The organism is Streptomyces sp. SP17BM10 (assembly GCF_036322405.1).
In the GTDB taxonomy this organism is placed as follows: Bacteria; Actinomycetota; Actinomycetes; order Streptomycetales; family Streptomycetaceae; genus Kitasatospora.
Genome location: NZ_JAQYXB010000504.1, coordinates 1 through 13,979, shown reverse-complemented (window position 1 = coordinate 13,979; position 13,979 = coordinate 1). Strand labels below are relative to the sequence as shown.

The 13,979-nt window shown below is 73.6% G+C and carries 13 protein-coding genes; 4 read left to right on the top strand and 9 right to left on the bottom strand.

All coding sequences use genetic code 11. The annotated features are described in order from the left end of the window. Positions 1 to 3: 3 nt before the first annotated feature. From PUR71_RS08845 to PUR71_RS08810, 8 genes are all read right to left on the bottom strand, one after another. On the bottom strand, positions 4 to 780 hold the full coding sequence (locus tag PUR71_RS08845) for a hypothetical protein (protein WP_329925828.1): 777 nt from the start codon (positions 778 to 780) through the stop codon (positions 4 to 6). 48 nt (positions 781 to 828) lie between these two features. After that, a complete protein-coding gene (locus tag PUR71_RS08840; protein ID WP_329925827.1) occupies positions 829 to 1,110 on the bottom strand; it encodes a hypothetical protein in 282 nt (93 codons plus the stop codon). A 110-nt stretch (positions 1,111 to 1,220) separates the two neighbouring features. Next, the gene (locus PUR71_RS08835; RefSeq protein WP_329925826.1) at positions 1,221 to 1,832 is read right to left on the bottom strand and encodes a hypothetical protein; all 612 of its coding nucleotides are present in this window, start codon (positions 1,830 to 1,832) and stop codon (positions 1,221 to 1,223) included. Positions 1,833 to 1,958: 126 nt separating this feature from the next. Then, positions 1,959 to 2,702 (bottom strand): hypothetical protein, encoded by a 744-nt coding sequence (locus PUR71_RS08830; RefSeq protein WP_329925825.1) that lies wholly within the window; start codon positions 2,700 to 2,702, stop codon positions 1,959 to 1,961. Positions 2,703 to 2,755: 53 nt separating this feature from the next. Next, on the bottom strand, positions 2,756 to 3,115 hold the full coding sequence (locus PUR71_RS08825; RefSeq protein WP_329925824.1) for a hypothetical protein: 360 nt from the start codon (positions 3,113 to 3,115) through the stop codon (positions 2,756 to 2,758). Positions 3,116 to 3,367: 252 nt separating this feature from the next. After that, positions 3,368 to 3,616, bottom strand: a complete 249-nt coding sequence (locus PUR71_RS08820; RefSeq protein ID WP_329925823.1) for a hypothetical protein — start codon at positions 3,614 to 3,616, stop codon at positions 3,368 to 3,370. Between the two features lie 34 nt (positions 3,617 to 3,650). After that, positions 3,651 to 4,139, bottom strand: coding sequence for a hypothetical protein (locus PUR71_RS08815; RefSeq protein ID WP_329925822.1), 489 nt, complete (start codon positions 4,137 to 4,139; stop codon positions 3,651 to 3,653). Continuing rightward, positions 4,136 to 4,627, bottom strand: a complete 492-nt coding sequence (locus tag PUR71_RS08810; RefSeq protein WP_329925821.1) for a hypothetical protein — start codon at positions 4,625 to 4,627, stop codon at positions 4,136 to 4,138. The genes PUR71_RS08815 and PUR71_RS08810 overlap by 4 nt, the downstream gene beginning before the upstream one ends. Before the next feature lie 812 nt (positions 4,628 to 5,439). On the opposite strand from PUR71_RS08810, the gene PUR71_RS08805 reads away from it, so the two are divergent. The 3 genes from PUR71_RS08805 to PUR71_RS08795 all read left to right on the top strand — a co-directional run bounded on the left by PUR71_RS08805 (position 5,440) and on the right by PUR71_RS08795 (position 10,533). Continuing rightward, positions 5,440 to 6,813: a hypothetical protein gene (locus PUR71_RS08805; protein ID WP_329925820.1), complete on the top strand. Its 1,374-nt coding sequence runs from the start codon at positions 5,440 to 5,442 to the stop codon at positions 6,811 to 6,813. A 1,245-nt stretch (positions 6,814 to 8,058) separates the two neighbouring features. After that, positions 8,059 to 9,234, top strand: a complete 1,176-nt coding sequence (locus PUR71_RS08800) for a hypothetical protein (RefSeq protein WP_329925819.1) — start codon at positions 8,059 to 8,061, stop codon at positions 9,232 to 9,234. A gap of 612 nt (positions 9,235 to 9,846) precedes the next feature. Beyond that, entirely contained in the window at positions 9,847 to 10,533 is a 687-nt protein-coding gene (locus tag PUR71_RS08795) for a DUF402 domain-containing protein (RefSeq protein ID WP_329925818.1), read from the top strand. A gap of 109 nt (positions 10,534 to 10,642) precedes the next feature. On the opposite strand, the gene PUR71_RS08790 is transcribed toward PUR71_RS08795, so the two are convergent. Further along, on the bottom strand, positions 10,643 to 11,503 hold the full coding sequence (locus PUR71_RS08790) for a replication-relaxation family protein (protein WP_329925817.1): 861 nt from the start codon (positions 11,501 to 11,503) through the stop codon (positions 10,643 to 10,645). A gap of 704 nt (positions 11,504 to 12,207) precedes the next feature. Between PUR71_RS08790 and PUR71_RS08785 the strand changes: the two genes are divergently transcribed. Continuing rightward, entirely contained in the window at positions 12,208 to 13,812 is a 1,605-nt protein-coding gene (locus PUR71_RS08785) for a replication-relaxation family protein (protein WP_329925816.1), read from the top strand. Positions 13,813 to 13,979 lie beyond the last annotated feature (167 nt).

Sequence of the window (13,979 nt, the reverse complement as noted above, 5' to 3'; positions counted from 1 at the left end):
GTTCTACCAGCCGTCCATCGCGCGGACGTCGCCGGAGATGGCGTAGCGGCGGCAGGCCAGCAGGCGGTCGGTGGTGAGGCCGATGTCGTTCGCGAGGCGGGCGAGTCCGCTGTTCTCGGCCTGGCGGTCGGAGACGTAGGCCGGCACTACTTCGAGGGCGAGCGCGCCGATGCCGAGTTCGGCGGCGCGCTGCTGACTGATGGCATCGCGGCCGGCGGCGACGTGGCGGCGCCAGGCCTCGGTGGTGATACCGTCCGGGACAGGTCCGGTCGCCAGCTCGGCGGCCGGGACGTCGGGGCGGGCGCGGACCTCGGCGACCGCTGCGGCGACGATCCCGCCGACCGCCTCGGCCGGGAGCGCGGCGCCGCCGGCGGCCTGGTGGGCGTCGGTGAGGCGTTCGGCGATCAGATCGGTCAGTTCCGCGGTGCGGCCCTTGAGGTCGACGACCGCGCGCACCGGCAGGACCAGGTCGGTACTGTCCCACGTGTGGGACACCCCGAGCTCCGCCTGCACGGTGTCCTCGATCGCCTCGGCGACGGCCGCCAGGTCGAGCAGCCGGTACGCCGTCGAGCGACCGATGCCGAACTCGGCGAGCGCGTACGCCGACCACGACGGATGCCCGAGCACGGTCCAGACCCGGGCCTGGTGGGCAGCGCGGACCCGGCGGGCGAGGACCAGGACGGCGGCGCGGACGTCCTCGATCGCCGTGCGCAGTTGCTCGGTCAGTTCCCGGGCGCGTGCCGCGTCGACCGTCCCGGCCTGCTCATGGTCCTCCTCCATGTACGGCTCATTCCCGCGCGGCCGGCCGGGAGAACCGCTCCGGGCCCGCTACAGGAACGGCCGGGCGAGGATGCGCAGCTGCTGCTCGGCGATGGCGCCCATGGGGCCGGCGGTGCCGAGGTGGGCCACGATGGTGGTCTCGAACAGCTCCAGCATCGACTGGGCCTCGTGGACGGACTGCAGGGTGAGCTCGGCGTGCTTGCGGCGGTCGCCGTCGATGGCGGGGATGCGGCCGGTGACCACCGCGTTGTGGATGCTCTCGGTGGTATGGATGCGGTCGCGGTACTTGTTGCGCAGGAAGTCCACCATTGCCTGGGTGCTGTCGTCCATCGCGTCATCGTGGCGTACTGGCTGCCGGAGCACATCCCCTCTGACGAGGGCAGTTCCGCGGTTCAGCCCCGCCCGTCGGACGCGGTCGGTCGGGTGGCGGTGGGCCTTCGCTACTTGGTGAGCCACATCTTGATGACCGCGGCCGGCGGCGGCACCTTCACGTAGTAGGGGGCGATGGCCTCGGCGATGGCGGAGGCGAGCTCGTCAACGGTGCGCAGTACGTACCGGGGCGGGGTGATCCAGATCCGGGGTTCGGCGTCGGGGTCGTCGTCGTTGTGGATGATCTGGGCGTACAGGTGACCCAGGCCCGTCTCCCAGCCCCAGGTGCTGTAGTTGTCCCAGCCCGGCATGGAGAAGACTTCCAGCGGGCCGGCGGGTGCGCCGGGTTCGGCGACGCGGCGGGCGGGCTGCGGCGGTGCCGGGGTGGTGTAGGACGGGCCGTAGACGATCTCCCACACGCCTTCGGCGCGGTGTTCCAGGACGTCCATCGGGATGGTCGTCCTGAGGAGGCGCAGCTGCCGGCGGAACTCTTCCGGGGTGATGCCGAGCCGGGCCGCGTGGGTGGGGATGTCGCGGTCGTGGAGTTCCAGCCCCAGCACGAGTGGCGGGTCCTCGGCCCAGGAGGTCTGCCTCGTGTGCTCGGCGAGCAGCAGGAACACCTGCCGGGTGGTCTCGTCACCGATGCGAAGCCCCTGGACGTAGGCGAGGGCCTGCTTGCTCATCCGAACTCCCCTTCCAGCGAACCGCGATGGCCACGGTCGGTGCCTGCGCGCTCACGTTATCGCCCGGCGGAGTGGCCGTTCGTGGAACAACGGAAACCCGCGCGAGCGGAAGGCCGCCGACCGGGGTCAGCTGCTGTTGTGGCTCCCGCACCGGCCGCCGGACGGGGCCGGTTCTGTGGAGCAGCGGGGGCAGGTGACGCCGCGTTCGGGGTCGGGGTGCATGGAGCAGGGGTCGGTGGCTTCCATGCTGTGGGCGGTGGCGAGCAGGCCGGGACAGCCGGGGTGGTGGCACTCGGCGGCGCCGTCGTGGTGGACGACCAGGGGGCCGGCGCAGGAGGTGCGCCGGTACAGGTCGGCGATCGTGTTGATGACGTTGACGGTGCGGATCTCAGCGTCGCTGACGCCGGTGGGCACGGCGACGCCCTGGGCCGCGAGCACGGCGCGCTGGAGACCGCCGAACGGGCTGTCGCAGCCGCACGGCGCTTCGCGGGGCGTGATGGCGAAGCCGTCCTCGCGCAGGTCGAAGCCGCAGCCGTGCAGGATCGTGCGGGCCGCCTCGAGGAGATCGTCGGCGCCGGGCCGGGGGGCGGGCACAGCGGCGGGGTCCACGAACTCGGGCCGGCACCCGCCGCACTCCAGACGCAGCTCGCCGTCCGGGCCGGGAACCTCGAAGGGAAGGGTGGCCGGGTCGTCGTCCTTGCGGTCGCGGCGGAAGTCGACCTTCCCGCACGCTCCGCAGGCCAGGCCGGCCTGCCGGGCGCGGCCGCGGCTCCAGTGCGCGGCCTCGGCCGGCAGCTCCCGGGAGCACAGCGTCATGTTCTCGAACGGCCAGGCGCCGACGGGGACGGGGCGGAAGTAGGCGAGCTTCATCGAGGCCTCCCTGATGGTGGGTTCGTCCGTTGGTGCGTGCGCGGGGAGCGCGGCTACGCGGGGGAGACGATCAGGTCCCAGCTGGGCGGGCACTGGTGAGGGATGAAGAGGTCGCGGGCGCCGGGGCGGCCGGCCATCCAGTCGGCGCAGTCGTCGGGGCAGGTGTGCTCGTGCACCCACTCGGTCTGAGGGAGCCCGAACTTGGCGTGCATGACCAGCAGGAACGCCTCGTGCGGGGTGATGTTGCGATCGGCCGCGAGCTCCCGGATCCGCATGATGATGTGGACGTACTCCTCCAGGGAGTCTTCGGGCCACTGGCACTTGAAGACGCCACCGTCGTCGTAGCGCTCCTCCATCACGAGGAAGTGCTGCACGCCGTCGGCCCTGGCCCGGCGCGGCTTGTTCTGCTTCATCCTGCCCATGCCGCGAAGAACGAGCAGCAGGCCGGATCGGCGATCGGCCGTTCGGGCGACATCTACGCCGTCGCGTTGCCTTCGCCCGGTTGGGACAGGGCTGTCCCAGCTCTGTCCTAGCCGTGTCTCAGGTGTCCGTTTCGGGCGTTTTGCTGGGACGGATGTGGGACTGTCCTAGGACTGTCTCACCCTGTTTTGCCTGGTGGGAGCGTTTCGCGGGGATGCTGGGACAAGAGCTGGGACATCCGGCGGCTACCGGTCGGGTGCGGCGTCCTCGATGGCGGCGAGCAGGCGCGCGTGGACGGCGCCAGCGGCGTCGCGGGTGGCCGGGTCCGGGTCCTCCAGCTGTGCGGCGATCAGCTCGGCGGCCGCGGCGAGGACCGGCACCGGCACGGTCGCCTCGCGCAGGTGCAGGAGCTGGGCTGCCGCCTTCTCGCCGGGCGTCGCCTGGGTACGGGTGGGGATCAGGGAGCCTATGCCGCGCGGCTGGGTGCTGGTCACCGGGCCCATTCTTCCGCGCGCCGGACGGTGGTGATCACCACGGCCGGTCGCCGCAGGCCTCGGCGGGCAGGTGGCCGTGGTGGTGGCGGGCGACGGCCTCCAGCAGCGCGGCGCGGGCCCGGCGCCAGCGGACGTCTTCGGTGCGGCCGGCGTCGGCGGCCCAGTCGGGCAGCGGCCGGCCGTGGATCGCCGTGGTGAGCGCGCAGCCCAGCTCGCCGATCGCCTGCTGCCAGTCGGCGAGCTGCCCGAGCAGGCCGCGCACCAGGCCGTCGACGGCGGCCGCCGGGTCGGCGCCGAAGGCCCTGGCTTCGACGGCGGCCTCGGCGAGGACGTCGTCGTCCAGGTCCTCGAAGGCCTCGCGCCACACGGCCGCCCGCTCCTCGTAGGCGGCCAGCACGGTGTGCAGTTCAGCTTCGAGGGCGGCGGGCGACCACGGCAGCCGGGTGCGGGGCGGGCGGACGGTGTGGGCCAGCGCCCGTCCGGCGGCGTCCGGGGCGAGTCCGCGCCGGGCAGTCCGGCTCATTCGGCCAGCGTCTCGGCGCAGGCGCGGCCGGCGTCGGTGGCGGCCTCCATCTCGGCGGCCAGCACCTCGAGCTCGCGGGCCAGGTCGCCGAGCACGCAGGACGGGAAGGTCGCAGCGATCGCGCAGACGGCGATCAGCGGCATCCGCTCGCCGGGGTGGAGCTCGGGCAGCGTGCCGGTGGTGTGCGAGGAGCCGAGCACCACGTCCGCCGCCAGGGTGTAGCGCAGTTCCTCGGTCAGCAGGCCGTCGCTGCCCGGGATGATCTCGCGGCTGCTCGCCTTCACGATCGCCTCGGCCACCCGCTCCAGCAGCCGGCCGTGCTCCTCCTCGACCTGGCGGCCGGCCAGCTCGCGCACCCACCCGGCCGCTGCCTCGCCCGCGTCGGCGGCCCGGTGCAGCGCCGCCAGCTCGGCCGCGCGCTGCGCCTGGTCGTCGCCGTCGTTGGCGGGGGAGTGCAGCGGCGGCGCGGACAGCGCAGAGGTCTTCATGCCGGGTGCAACCGGTGCGGGCCCCGCCCGGTCACGGGCAGCAGCGGGTGCAGCAAGGCATGCCTTGCTGCACCCGGGCATGCTGCTGTCCCCGGTGCAGCAAGGGCACCCTTGCTACCCGCCGCTGCTTTCGGCGGTGCAGTAGCAGCGCGCGTGCTGCACCTCGGCGCTGCGACTGCGACGGCCTGCGCAACCGCGGCTGCGCAACGGGCGGTACCGGGTGCGACGCTGCGATGCGGATCGCAACCAGCGGGCGCGCCTTGCGCAACGACGGGTGCGGACCCTGTGCGTCGAGTGCGATGCCGCAGGTGGGCGCGGTGCGACGGGCATCGCAGTCGCGGATGCCGCAGGCCTTCGCCGGGTGGCCGGACGGGCTGGTTGCGCACCGGCTGGCCCCGGCCGGGATGCGCATGCGCACGGTGGCGAGCGGACCGTTGCGCATGCGCAGAGGGTGCTGCGCAAGGCGTTGCGCATGCGCAGCGGGACAACCAGGGGCAGAAGCGCGGGACAACCCAGGACAAGGGGGTGCGGTGCAGCAGGACAAGGGGGCAGGCGGCTACGGCCGGTGACGGGACAACATGCGGCGCTGCTGCACCGGGCAGCGGGACAACATGCAGCAGGGGGTGCAGCAGTAGCCAGCCCCGCCGCTGCACTGGTGCAGCGCTGCGTGCTGCTGCACCGGGTGCAGCGGCTCGGGAGATTCGGACCGGTCCGTAATCGGGGTTCCTTGACGGCCGCCCGGATGGCCGGGAGTTTCGGACCGATCCGAATTGGGCTGTGGCCTGCGGGATCGTCAAGGCTACGATCCGGGCATGCAAAACGGATCGGTCCGAAATTCCGGCACCTCTGACGTGCTGTTCGAGGTGGCGTCGGGCGAGGTGTGCCTGCGGGTGGGGTGCGGGAAGACGGTGCGGGCGCCGGAGCCGGGCAAGCGCGGCCGCCGCTCGAAGTACTGCTCGACGGCGTGCAAGTCCAAGGCGGCCCGGGACAAGCTCAAGGCCGACGCCGTCCGGTCCGGCGAGGGCCCGCGGGCGGAGGTGCTGCGGTGCGCGGAGGCGGCCGTGGACGCCGTCCGCGCGTTCCTGGACGCGGTGGACGCCGACCCGGTGGCCGCGTACGACGCCTTCCACACCGCGTACGCCTCGCTGTCCGCCCGGGCGTCGGAGGCCGCCGAGGACGTGCGGGACGAGGTCCGCTGGCCCGGCCTGACCGCTCGGGAGCGCGAGCTGCGCCGCGCTGAGGAGATGCTGAGGCGCCCGGACGTCCTGGCTCGCGTCGACCCGGACGTCTTGGCCGAGCAGCCCGTCCCGGCTGTTTCGGATCGGTCCGAAAATCCCGACCAGGTGGCAGCCCCGGCCGCGGCCGCTGTTTCGGATCGGTCCGAAAAGGCGGCCACTGCGGCCACCGGGGCGGCCCTGGTGGTTTCGGACCGGTCCGAATTCCGGGCGCCCGCGGGGGTGCCGGCACCCGCCGCGGCCGAGCAGCGGGCGGAGACCTTTGAGGCGCTGCGCCGGGCCGCGTGCACCAACCCGAGCATCCGGTTCGGCGAGCCGGACCGCCTCTACGACCTGAGCCCCACGCTCGGTGAGGGCTGGCTGGCGGCCTCCTGGGACGACCCGCAGGCCGAGGACGTCCACCAGCTGCTCCACCAAGGCCGGCCGATCGGCTGGACCGCGCCGCTGCCGGACGGCCCGTGGGGAGTGGCCGGGCACATCGCCGCCGCACACCAGGGCGAGCAGGCCGCCGTGATCCTGACCGACAAGGACAGCGGAGCCCGCACCCACCGCACCGTCGGCGACGCCCTGGACGCCCTCCAGCGCTCGTACGCCGCCCGGCTGGCCGCCGAGCAGGCGGTGGCCGGCGTGCCGCGCCTGGCCCTCAAGCGCCCGACCGGCTGGACCGTCCCTTCCGACCGCGGCCTGGGCATCCCGACCCGCTACGCCCTCGCCAACGGCCTGATCCACCTCATCTGGCCCCATCACCCGGGCGTCCAGGAACTGCAGCAGGGCGGCCGCCCGGTCGGCTGGATCGAGGAGTATGACGTCCAGCGCGGCACCTGGACCGCCCTGATCGACAGCAGCATCGTCGCCGACGCCGCCAGCGGCGAACCCCTGCTCTGCCCCGGCCCCGATGCCGCCCTCGCCCTGCTGCGCCGCGCCCTCGGAGAAGACCTCACCCGCTGGTAGGCCGGGCCGGCCGACGCGGCCGCGCGCGATGGACAGCTCCAGCAGCGCGCGGCGAGCCTATGGACAGACCGCGCGGGTTCCGCGCGCCGACCGCTCCGCACCGCGCGGTCCGCACCCGCACACCCGCACCGCACCGCGCCGGCTTCCGCACCGCACCCGCAAAGGCCGGTGCGGTAGTCGCGCCGCTACCGCACCGCACCATGCGGCCCGCGCCCGCACCGCGCGCCGGCCCGCGCGCGATGGACAGTCCCAGCAGCGCGCGGCGCGCCTATGGACAGGCCCTGCAGAGTGCGTCGCGCGCAGCCGCACCGCCCTGCGGCCGTGCCGGTGAGGGTCGCGTTTCCCCTGGACAACGGCGCGTTTCCCCTGGACAAAGGGCTACGCGACGGCGACCCGCAGAGCGCACCGCACCCACCGCACCCACCGCACCCACCGCACCGCACCCACCGCACCGCACTGGCCGCGCGGTCCCCGCACCGCACCGCACCGCACCGCGCACCGCCGCACTGCCGCGCGGACCCTGCCCCGCGCCGCGCGTCCCGCGTCCGCACCGGACCCTGCCCCGCGCCGCGCGTCCTGCGTCCGCACCGGACCGCACCGCGCCGCGCGGTCCGCGCGCACCGCACCGTGCGCGTCGGCGCCTGGGCGCGCGGCCTGACGGTCTGTGATGTCGGTCACGGACATACCGGGAGGACAAGGCCCTTGACCGGGGCGAATCGGACAGGACAACACGCTGGACAAGGGGTCGGACAAGGGGTGTGGCCAGGCCGCGGACAAGGGGGTGGTGTGCAGTGTCGGCCGCACCCGGGCGCCGGTCCGGGTGCCGGGCCGGCCACCACGCCGCTCCCGGCCTCCTGCTGACGGAAGGCCAACCCGATGACCACTACCTCGCTCGCCGCGCCCGACCCGGACGACGGCGACCAGGGCGCCGAGCACCTCGCCGACCGGTCGGGCGAGGCCTCGCCCGACCGGGACAACCCGCCCGGCCTCACCCCCGCCGGCACCTCCGCCTCCACCTCCACGGCCGATCCGGCCTCTGCCCGCGTTTCGGCAGGCCAGCGGCCCCGGTCAAGGGGTGCGGGGCGTGGCGACAACCCTCTTCTGCCCGCTGCTGATGTGCGGTGGAAGCGGGGTTCGACGTCGTCGGTGCGAGCGGGGGTCTTGGTGGCGCTGGCTCTGTTTCAGCGCTGCACCGCTCGTGAGATCTGGATGCTCGCGTGCGCGGGGCAGGCGAACGATCGCGCGGTGCGAGACGCGCTGCTGGACCTGCGGGACGCAGGGAGGGTGCGGGAGGAGCTGCGGTTGCCGGACGGGCGGAAGTTGTGGTGTCTGACGCGGGCGGGGCACCGGGAGGCGGCGGGTCTGCTGCCGGCGGGGGCGAAGCTGTCGGCGCTGCGTCCGGAGCGGGAGGGATCGGCGGCGGTGTTCTCCGAGCACGCGCTGGACGTCGCCACCGTCGCCGGCCTCCTCGCCAAGGGCGGCATCGGGCACCTGGTCGCGTTCTCCACCGAGGTCGAGCACGCGCTGCCCGGCCGCCGCTCGCTCTTCACCGACCTGGTGCTGCGCGACCCCGGCGCCGAGGTGCCGCTGCTGTGGGTGGAGGTGGACCGGGAGAACGAGGGCGTCGGCACGCTGGTGGCCAAGCTGGCCACCTACCGCACCTGGTGCGAGCTCCCGGCCAAGGGCGCCACCAAGACCGCGTTCGAGAAGTCGCTGGACCGCGCCAGGGAGCGCACCCACGAACTGAGGCTGTGGCCGGCCCTCTACCCGGCCACCGGCCGGGAGGGCCTGCCGCCGGTCGCCCTCATCTTCGAGGCCGGCCGCAAGCGAACCCGCCGCCCCGGCACGGCCCCGCTCACCCCGCAGGAGAGGAAAGAGAAGGCGAAGACCGACCACCAGCGGCTGCTGCGCCGCGCCCGGGCGGTGGAGGCCGCCTCCGAGGACCTCTGGTACGCGCCGCCGTACCGGGGCGAGGGCATCACCGCCCGCGACTACCACCGCGCCCTGCCGGTCGTGGCCACCACCTTGCCGCTGCTGCGCACCCGCGGGGCCGACGCTGCGATCTGGCGCCGGCTCGGCCGCCCCGGTTGGCACACCCTCAGCCAGGCGCTCGACAACCCGGACGGCGACCAGTTGCTCGAAGCCGAGCGCGTCGCTGCCGAGCAGGCCCGCCGGGAACGGGCGCGGCAGGAGCGCGAGCGCTACCGCCCGTCCTGCCGCCGCTGCTCGGCGAAGTTCACCGACGAGCGGTGGGCCGAGAAGGAGAGGGCCTGGATGGACGACGGGCTGTGCGCCGACTGCCGCCAGGCCGAAGCGGACCGGAAGGCGCGGGAGGCCGCCGAGCGCGAGCGGGCCGCCGCCGAAGCCGAAGCCGCGGCCGCCGAGGCCAAGCGCACCGGCTCCTGGTGGCGCCGGGCCTGACCCGCTGCTCCCCGCCGCGGGGCCGCTGACCTGCGGTGGGGAGTTTGGGCACCCCCGCTGACCTGCGGTGGGGAGTTTCGCCCCGGGGCGGTCAGTTTCGCCCCGGGGCCGCTGGTGAGTTTGCCCGCCCGCCCCGGTGAGTTTCGCCCCGGGGCCGGTGAGTTTCGCATGTCGCCGCAGGTCAGTGGCCGGTTAGAACGGACTGCGGTACGCCGTCCGGGTGGCGGCGGGGTTCGGCGCGGCGGCCGGGCGGGCAGAGCCTTCGGCATGACGACTCCTACCCGGCCCCGCCACCGTCGCCGCCGTCCGGCCTCGCCCACTGCGGCCGCGCCCGCCTTCCCGGCCCGCGCCGGATGGCCGCCGGCCCCAGCCCGGCCGGGCGGCGGCCCGTGCTGCCGGACCTGGTCGAGCGAGCACCTGACGCCAGGCGGGATGGTCGTCCGGACGACCTGGCACGAGCCCGCCTGCCGAACGTGGGGCCGGCCAGGTGATCGAGCGGTTCCAGCCCGCGCGGCCGACCGGCGCCGATAGGCTCGGCGCATCGTCGAGCCCTGAGCCGCCGTCACACCATCGAGCGGACTTCCCGGCACCGCGCGGGGGAAGACTGGCTCCGTGACCGACACCGATCTGTTCCAGCCCGGCACCACCGTGGTGCGCCGCGACGTCCACGCCGGCCGGGTGTGGACCGCGATGCCCCAGCGGGTGGTCGCGGACACCGGCCACGTGCTGACGCTGGCGTACTGGCCGGGGATCGAGAGCCTGGCACCCACGACGTGGATCACCGCGACCCGCACGGGCGACGACACCACCCGCAAGCAGGGCCTGGAAGATCTGGCGGCCGGCACCTGGACCCTCGGCCGGTACCGGTGGGAGGGCACCGAGCTCCTGTCGCACTTCCTGGTCGGCGAGTGGTTCTCGGTGCACTGCTTCCAGGACGCCGTCACGAAGGAACCGCTGCGCTGGTACGTCAACTTCGAGATGCCCTACCAGCGTCGGCCCGGCATCGGCATCGACACCCTGGACTTGTGCCTGGACCTGGTCGTCACCCCCGACCAGTCGGGGCACTACTGGAAGGACCGGGAGGAGTACAGCCAGCTGCGCCGCCTCGGCGTGGTCGACGACTACCTCCACCACCAGGTCGAGCGGGCCTGCGGGCGGGCGATCACCATGCTCGACAACCGCACCGGCCCGTTCGCCGCCGACTGGCCCACCTGGGCACCGGATCCGTCCTGGCCGCTACCCGAACTGCCCGACGACGCGGACGACGCCGCCGCGCCGCTGGCCCCGTACCGGTCATGACGGACAGCACCACCGGCAACCCGGTCCGGGTGAGGCGCCGCGGGTGGCTGACCCGCTGGCTCGGCTCCCGCCCCGGACGGTAGGTCACCGCGCCGCCCCCACCCGGCACCTACAGATCCGTCCACCCGCACGGCCGCCCAGCCTGAGCACCGAGCGGGTGCCAGATGGGCGCGGACGGGCCGCGCTGGATGAGGTCCTCGATCCGGGCGGCACCGGTCGGGACGGCGGCCAGCATCTCGGCGACCACCGGCCGCTCCTCGGCGGCCAGGCGCAGGTCCGCCACCGCGGTGCGGGCTTCTGCGGCGGTGGTGTTGACCAGGACGACCAGCAGCCGCGGGAAGGCCTTCCAGAGGCGTTCCCAGGCCCGTCCGGTGCTGTCCGGGCCGCCCTGTTCCCACAGGCGGGCGCAGGCCGCGAGCTGCCCGGCGATGGGCTCGGTGCCGGTGTCGGGGCGGTGGAGTTCGACGAACGCGCGCAGCCGCAGCCGGGTGCCGTCGAGGTTGGCGGTGTAGGCGAGTTCGGCGGCGGGCCGGTACACCTGCCCGTCTTCGGCGCGGTACTCGGGTGCGGGGGTCAGGTCGAGGGGCCCGCAGTCCTCGCTTCGGGTGCGGGCGTCGGTGACGAAGGCGCAGTGGATGCGGCCGAGGTTGAGGAAGTGGCTGCGGCCGTAGCGCAGGGCGTCCGGTTCGGCGGCTGCGGCCGCGCTGGTGCCGTCGGGGTGGCGCGTCTCGGGGAAGGCGGCGGTGGCGCTCGCGCCGGCGGCGGTGAGGTGCCAGGCCTTCGCCCGTCCGGCCTGCGGCAGGGTGATGAAGCCGGCCAGGCCCTCGGTGTGCAGGCGGGTCAGCCGCTTCTGGGTCTGCTTGAGGCCGGCCTGCCCGCCGTGGAGCTGGTGGAGTTGTTCGGCGGTGGCCAGGGTGAAGCGGGCGAGCGTCACCAGGACGTCGTGGTCGGTTTCCAGATCCCCGGTCACGAAGGCACTCCTTCGGGTTTCGTGCACGGGGCGATCCCGTGCTCGGGGAATGAAACCCCACGAAACTCACCGGATTTCTAGATACCAAGGTTGGTCTTGCATAACGATCCTGTAACTGTGCCTACCAAGGTATCCGGCGTTCTAACCGGTTTTCTAACCGGTCCGAAAACCGGTCCGTTATCCGGTCCTCACCAACGTTGGCGGCCGGGCCCGTGTGTAGCGTCCTGACCTGCTGGAATGACCGTCAAGGTACCCGGTGAGTTTCCTTGATAGGCCGTCAAGGAAGCTCACCGGGTACCTTGACGGGCCGGTGAGTTTGGCCGGGGCGCTTCCGTTCCCTCTACCGTTTCCTCTACCACGCCTCCTACCGGTCCTGGTGGTCCGGAGACGGAAGAATGGGCACGTCAGGGCCCAGATCCGGGGCCCGGCCAGGGTTCGACATCCCTCTTCTCCCGTCTTTTGCTTTTGGTTTTGGCTTGTGTCGTCTGTTCGGTTCGGGATGTGCGCCTGCGGCGGGCTTTTCTCTTTCTTCGCGTCCGGCTGGAGCCGTCCGCGCGAGTGGTGGAAAGGCGGCCGCCGCGGCCGCCGAGAGAGGGGCCGGGCCAGGGCACGGCGCGCGGGCCCGGAACGGGCTCGACGGCTGTCACAGCGGCCGGATATCCCGGAGGAACACCACGCATGCCCACGAACCTCGGGAGACGCCCGTGCACGCCCCCGCCAGCCCCGCCGAGCCCGACGACGACCACGGCCAGGCCGACGCCGCCCGACCCGAGTCGGCCGACCGGATCGCCGTCCGGCGCGGCAAGCCGAAGGCCAACGACAGCACCAGCGCGCTGCGCGCCGAGGTCCTGGGCGCGCTCGGCGTCCTCAAGGTCGCCACCGCCGACCAGCTCCAGCGCCTGCTGCTTCCCGACGCGATGTCGAACAAGGCGATCCGGCAGGCGCTGAACGACCTCGCCCGCCAGCACCTGGTCTCCTCCGACGGCAACACCAAGACCCGGGACAAGATCTGGCGGCTGGAAGGCACCGCTGGACTGGACGCGGCCGGCCACGTGCTGCGCCTGCCCCGCTCCGAGATGGGCGGCACCGCGCGGGGCGCGGGCAGCAGCGGCGCACAGCACGCGATGGCGGTCAACGAGAGCGTGCTCGCCTTCGTCCTCGGCGGCACCGCCCCGGGCGCGACCGGCGGCGTCGGGGTGATCGAGGACTGGGCCACGGAGGTGGAGTTCACCCTGCCCGGCGGCCGCCGCAAGGTCCGCCCGGACGCCCTGTGGCAGGCCCCCGAGATCGGCCTGCCGGTCCTGATGGTCGAGGTCGACCGCTCCACCATGTCGCTGCGCCGCCTGGCCGCGAAGCTGCCCGCCTACCGCGAGCTGTTCCGGGTCAAGGCCAAGGACAGCGACCCGGCGCTCGCCGACAAGGACCCGGCCGACCGGATGGTGCACTGGTGGCGCCGGACCTGGCCCGGCCACACCCGACCCGGCTACCCGCCCGTCGCCCTGGTCTTCACCGACGCCAGCGAAACCACCCTGACCAACCGGCAGCAGAAGGTCGCGCAGATGTCCGCCGACTGCTGGCAGGGCACCCGCTGGACCGCCCCCCGAGACGACAACGACGGCGACGGCTGGCGCGAGTACGACGACGCCATCCCCGTCATCGCCACCACCCTGGACCTGCTGACCGAGCACGGCCCCCTCGGCCCCGTCTGGTGGCGCTACGGCCGCCCCGGCCGCCACTCCCTGCTGGACGCCCTCGACAACCCCGACAACCGCGACGCCTACAACCAGCGCCAGAAAGCCCGCGAGGACAAAGCCCGCCAAGAAGAACGTGAGGCAGCACGCCGGCACCGAGAGGCGATGCGCGCTCTGGCCTGCGCCGACTGCGGCAACATCCCCGAGCAGGAGACCACCCGGGAGTACGGGCCCGACGGCCGCCAGGACTGGACCCGCCGCCCCCGCGGCCGCTGCTGGGACTGCCACCTCGAGCACCTGGAGAAGGAAGCCGCAGCCGCCCGCGAACGCCTCCACCAGGCCCGCGCCGCCAACGCCGAGCTGCGTCCGTGCTGGACGTGCCGGGGCTCGATCGGCGGCGAGGAGGACTCGGAGCTGGAGCTGACGCAGAAGGCCGGCCCCGACCGGCTGGAGTGCCCCGGCTGCGAGCAGGACCGCCAGGACAAGGGACTCGGGCCGCTGGTGCTGCCCGCGCCGACCAAGCGCGAGCAGATGGCCGCCCTGGTATCCACCCCGGCCGACCCGTGGTGGGAGGTGCGGGTGTTGCACGCCAAGCTCTACCCGGTGAAGGACCGCTGAGGTGTGACCTGTTGGTTGTGGTGGGCGTGGAATGGCCATGGATGCCGTGTTGTCTGGACCTTTGGTTGGACCTGTCGGGGGGTGTGGGTCGGGGTGGCTGTGGTCCGGGTTTGGTGACTGTGTGTGGTTGCGGGTGGGGTTGGGGGGTGGGTCGGCCCGGTTCGGGG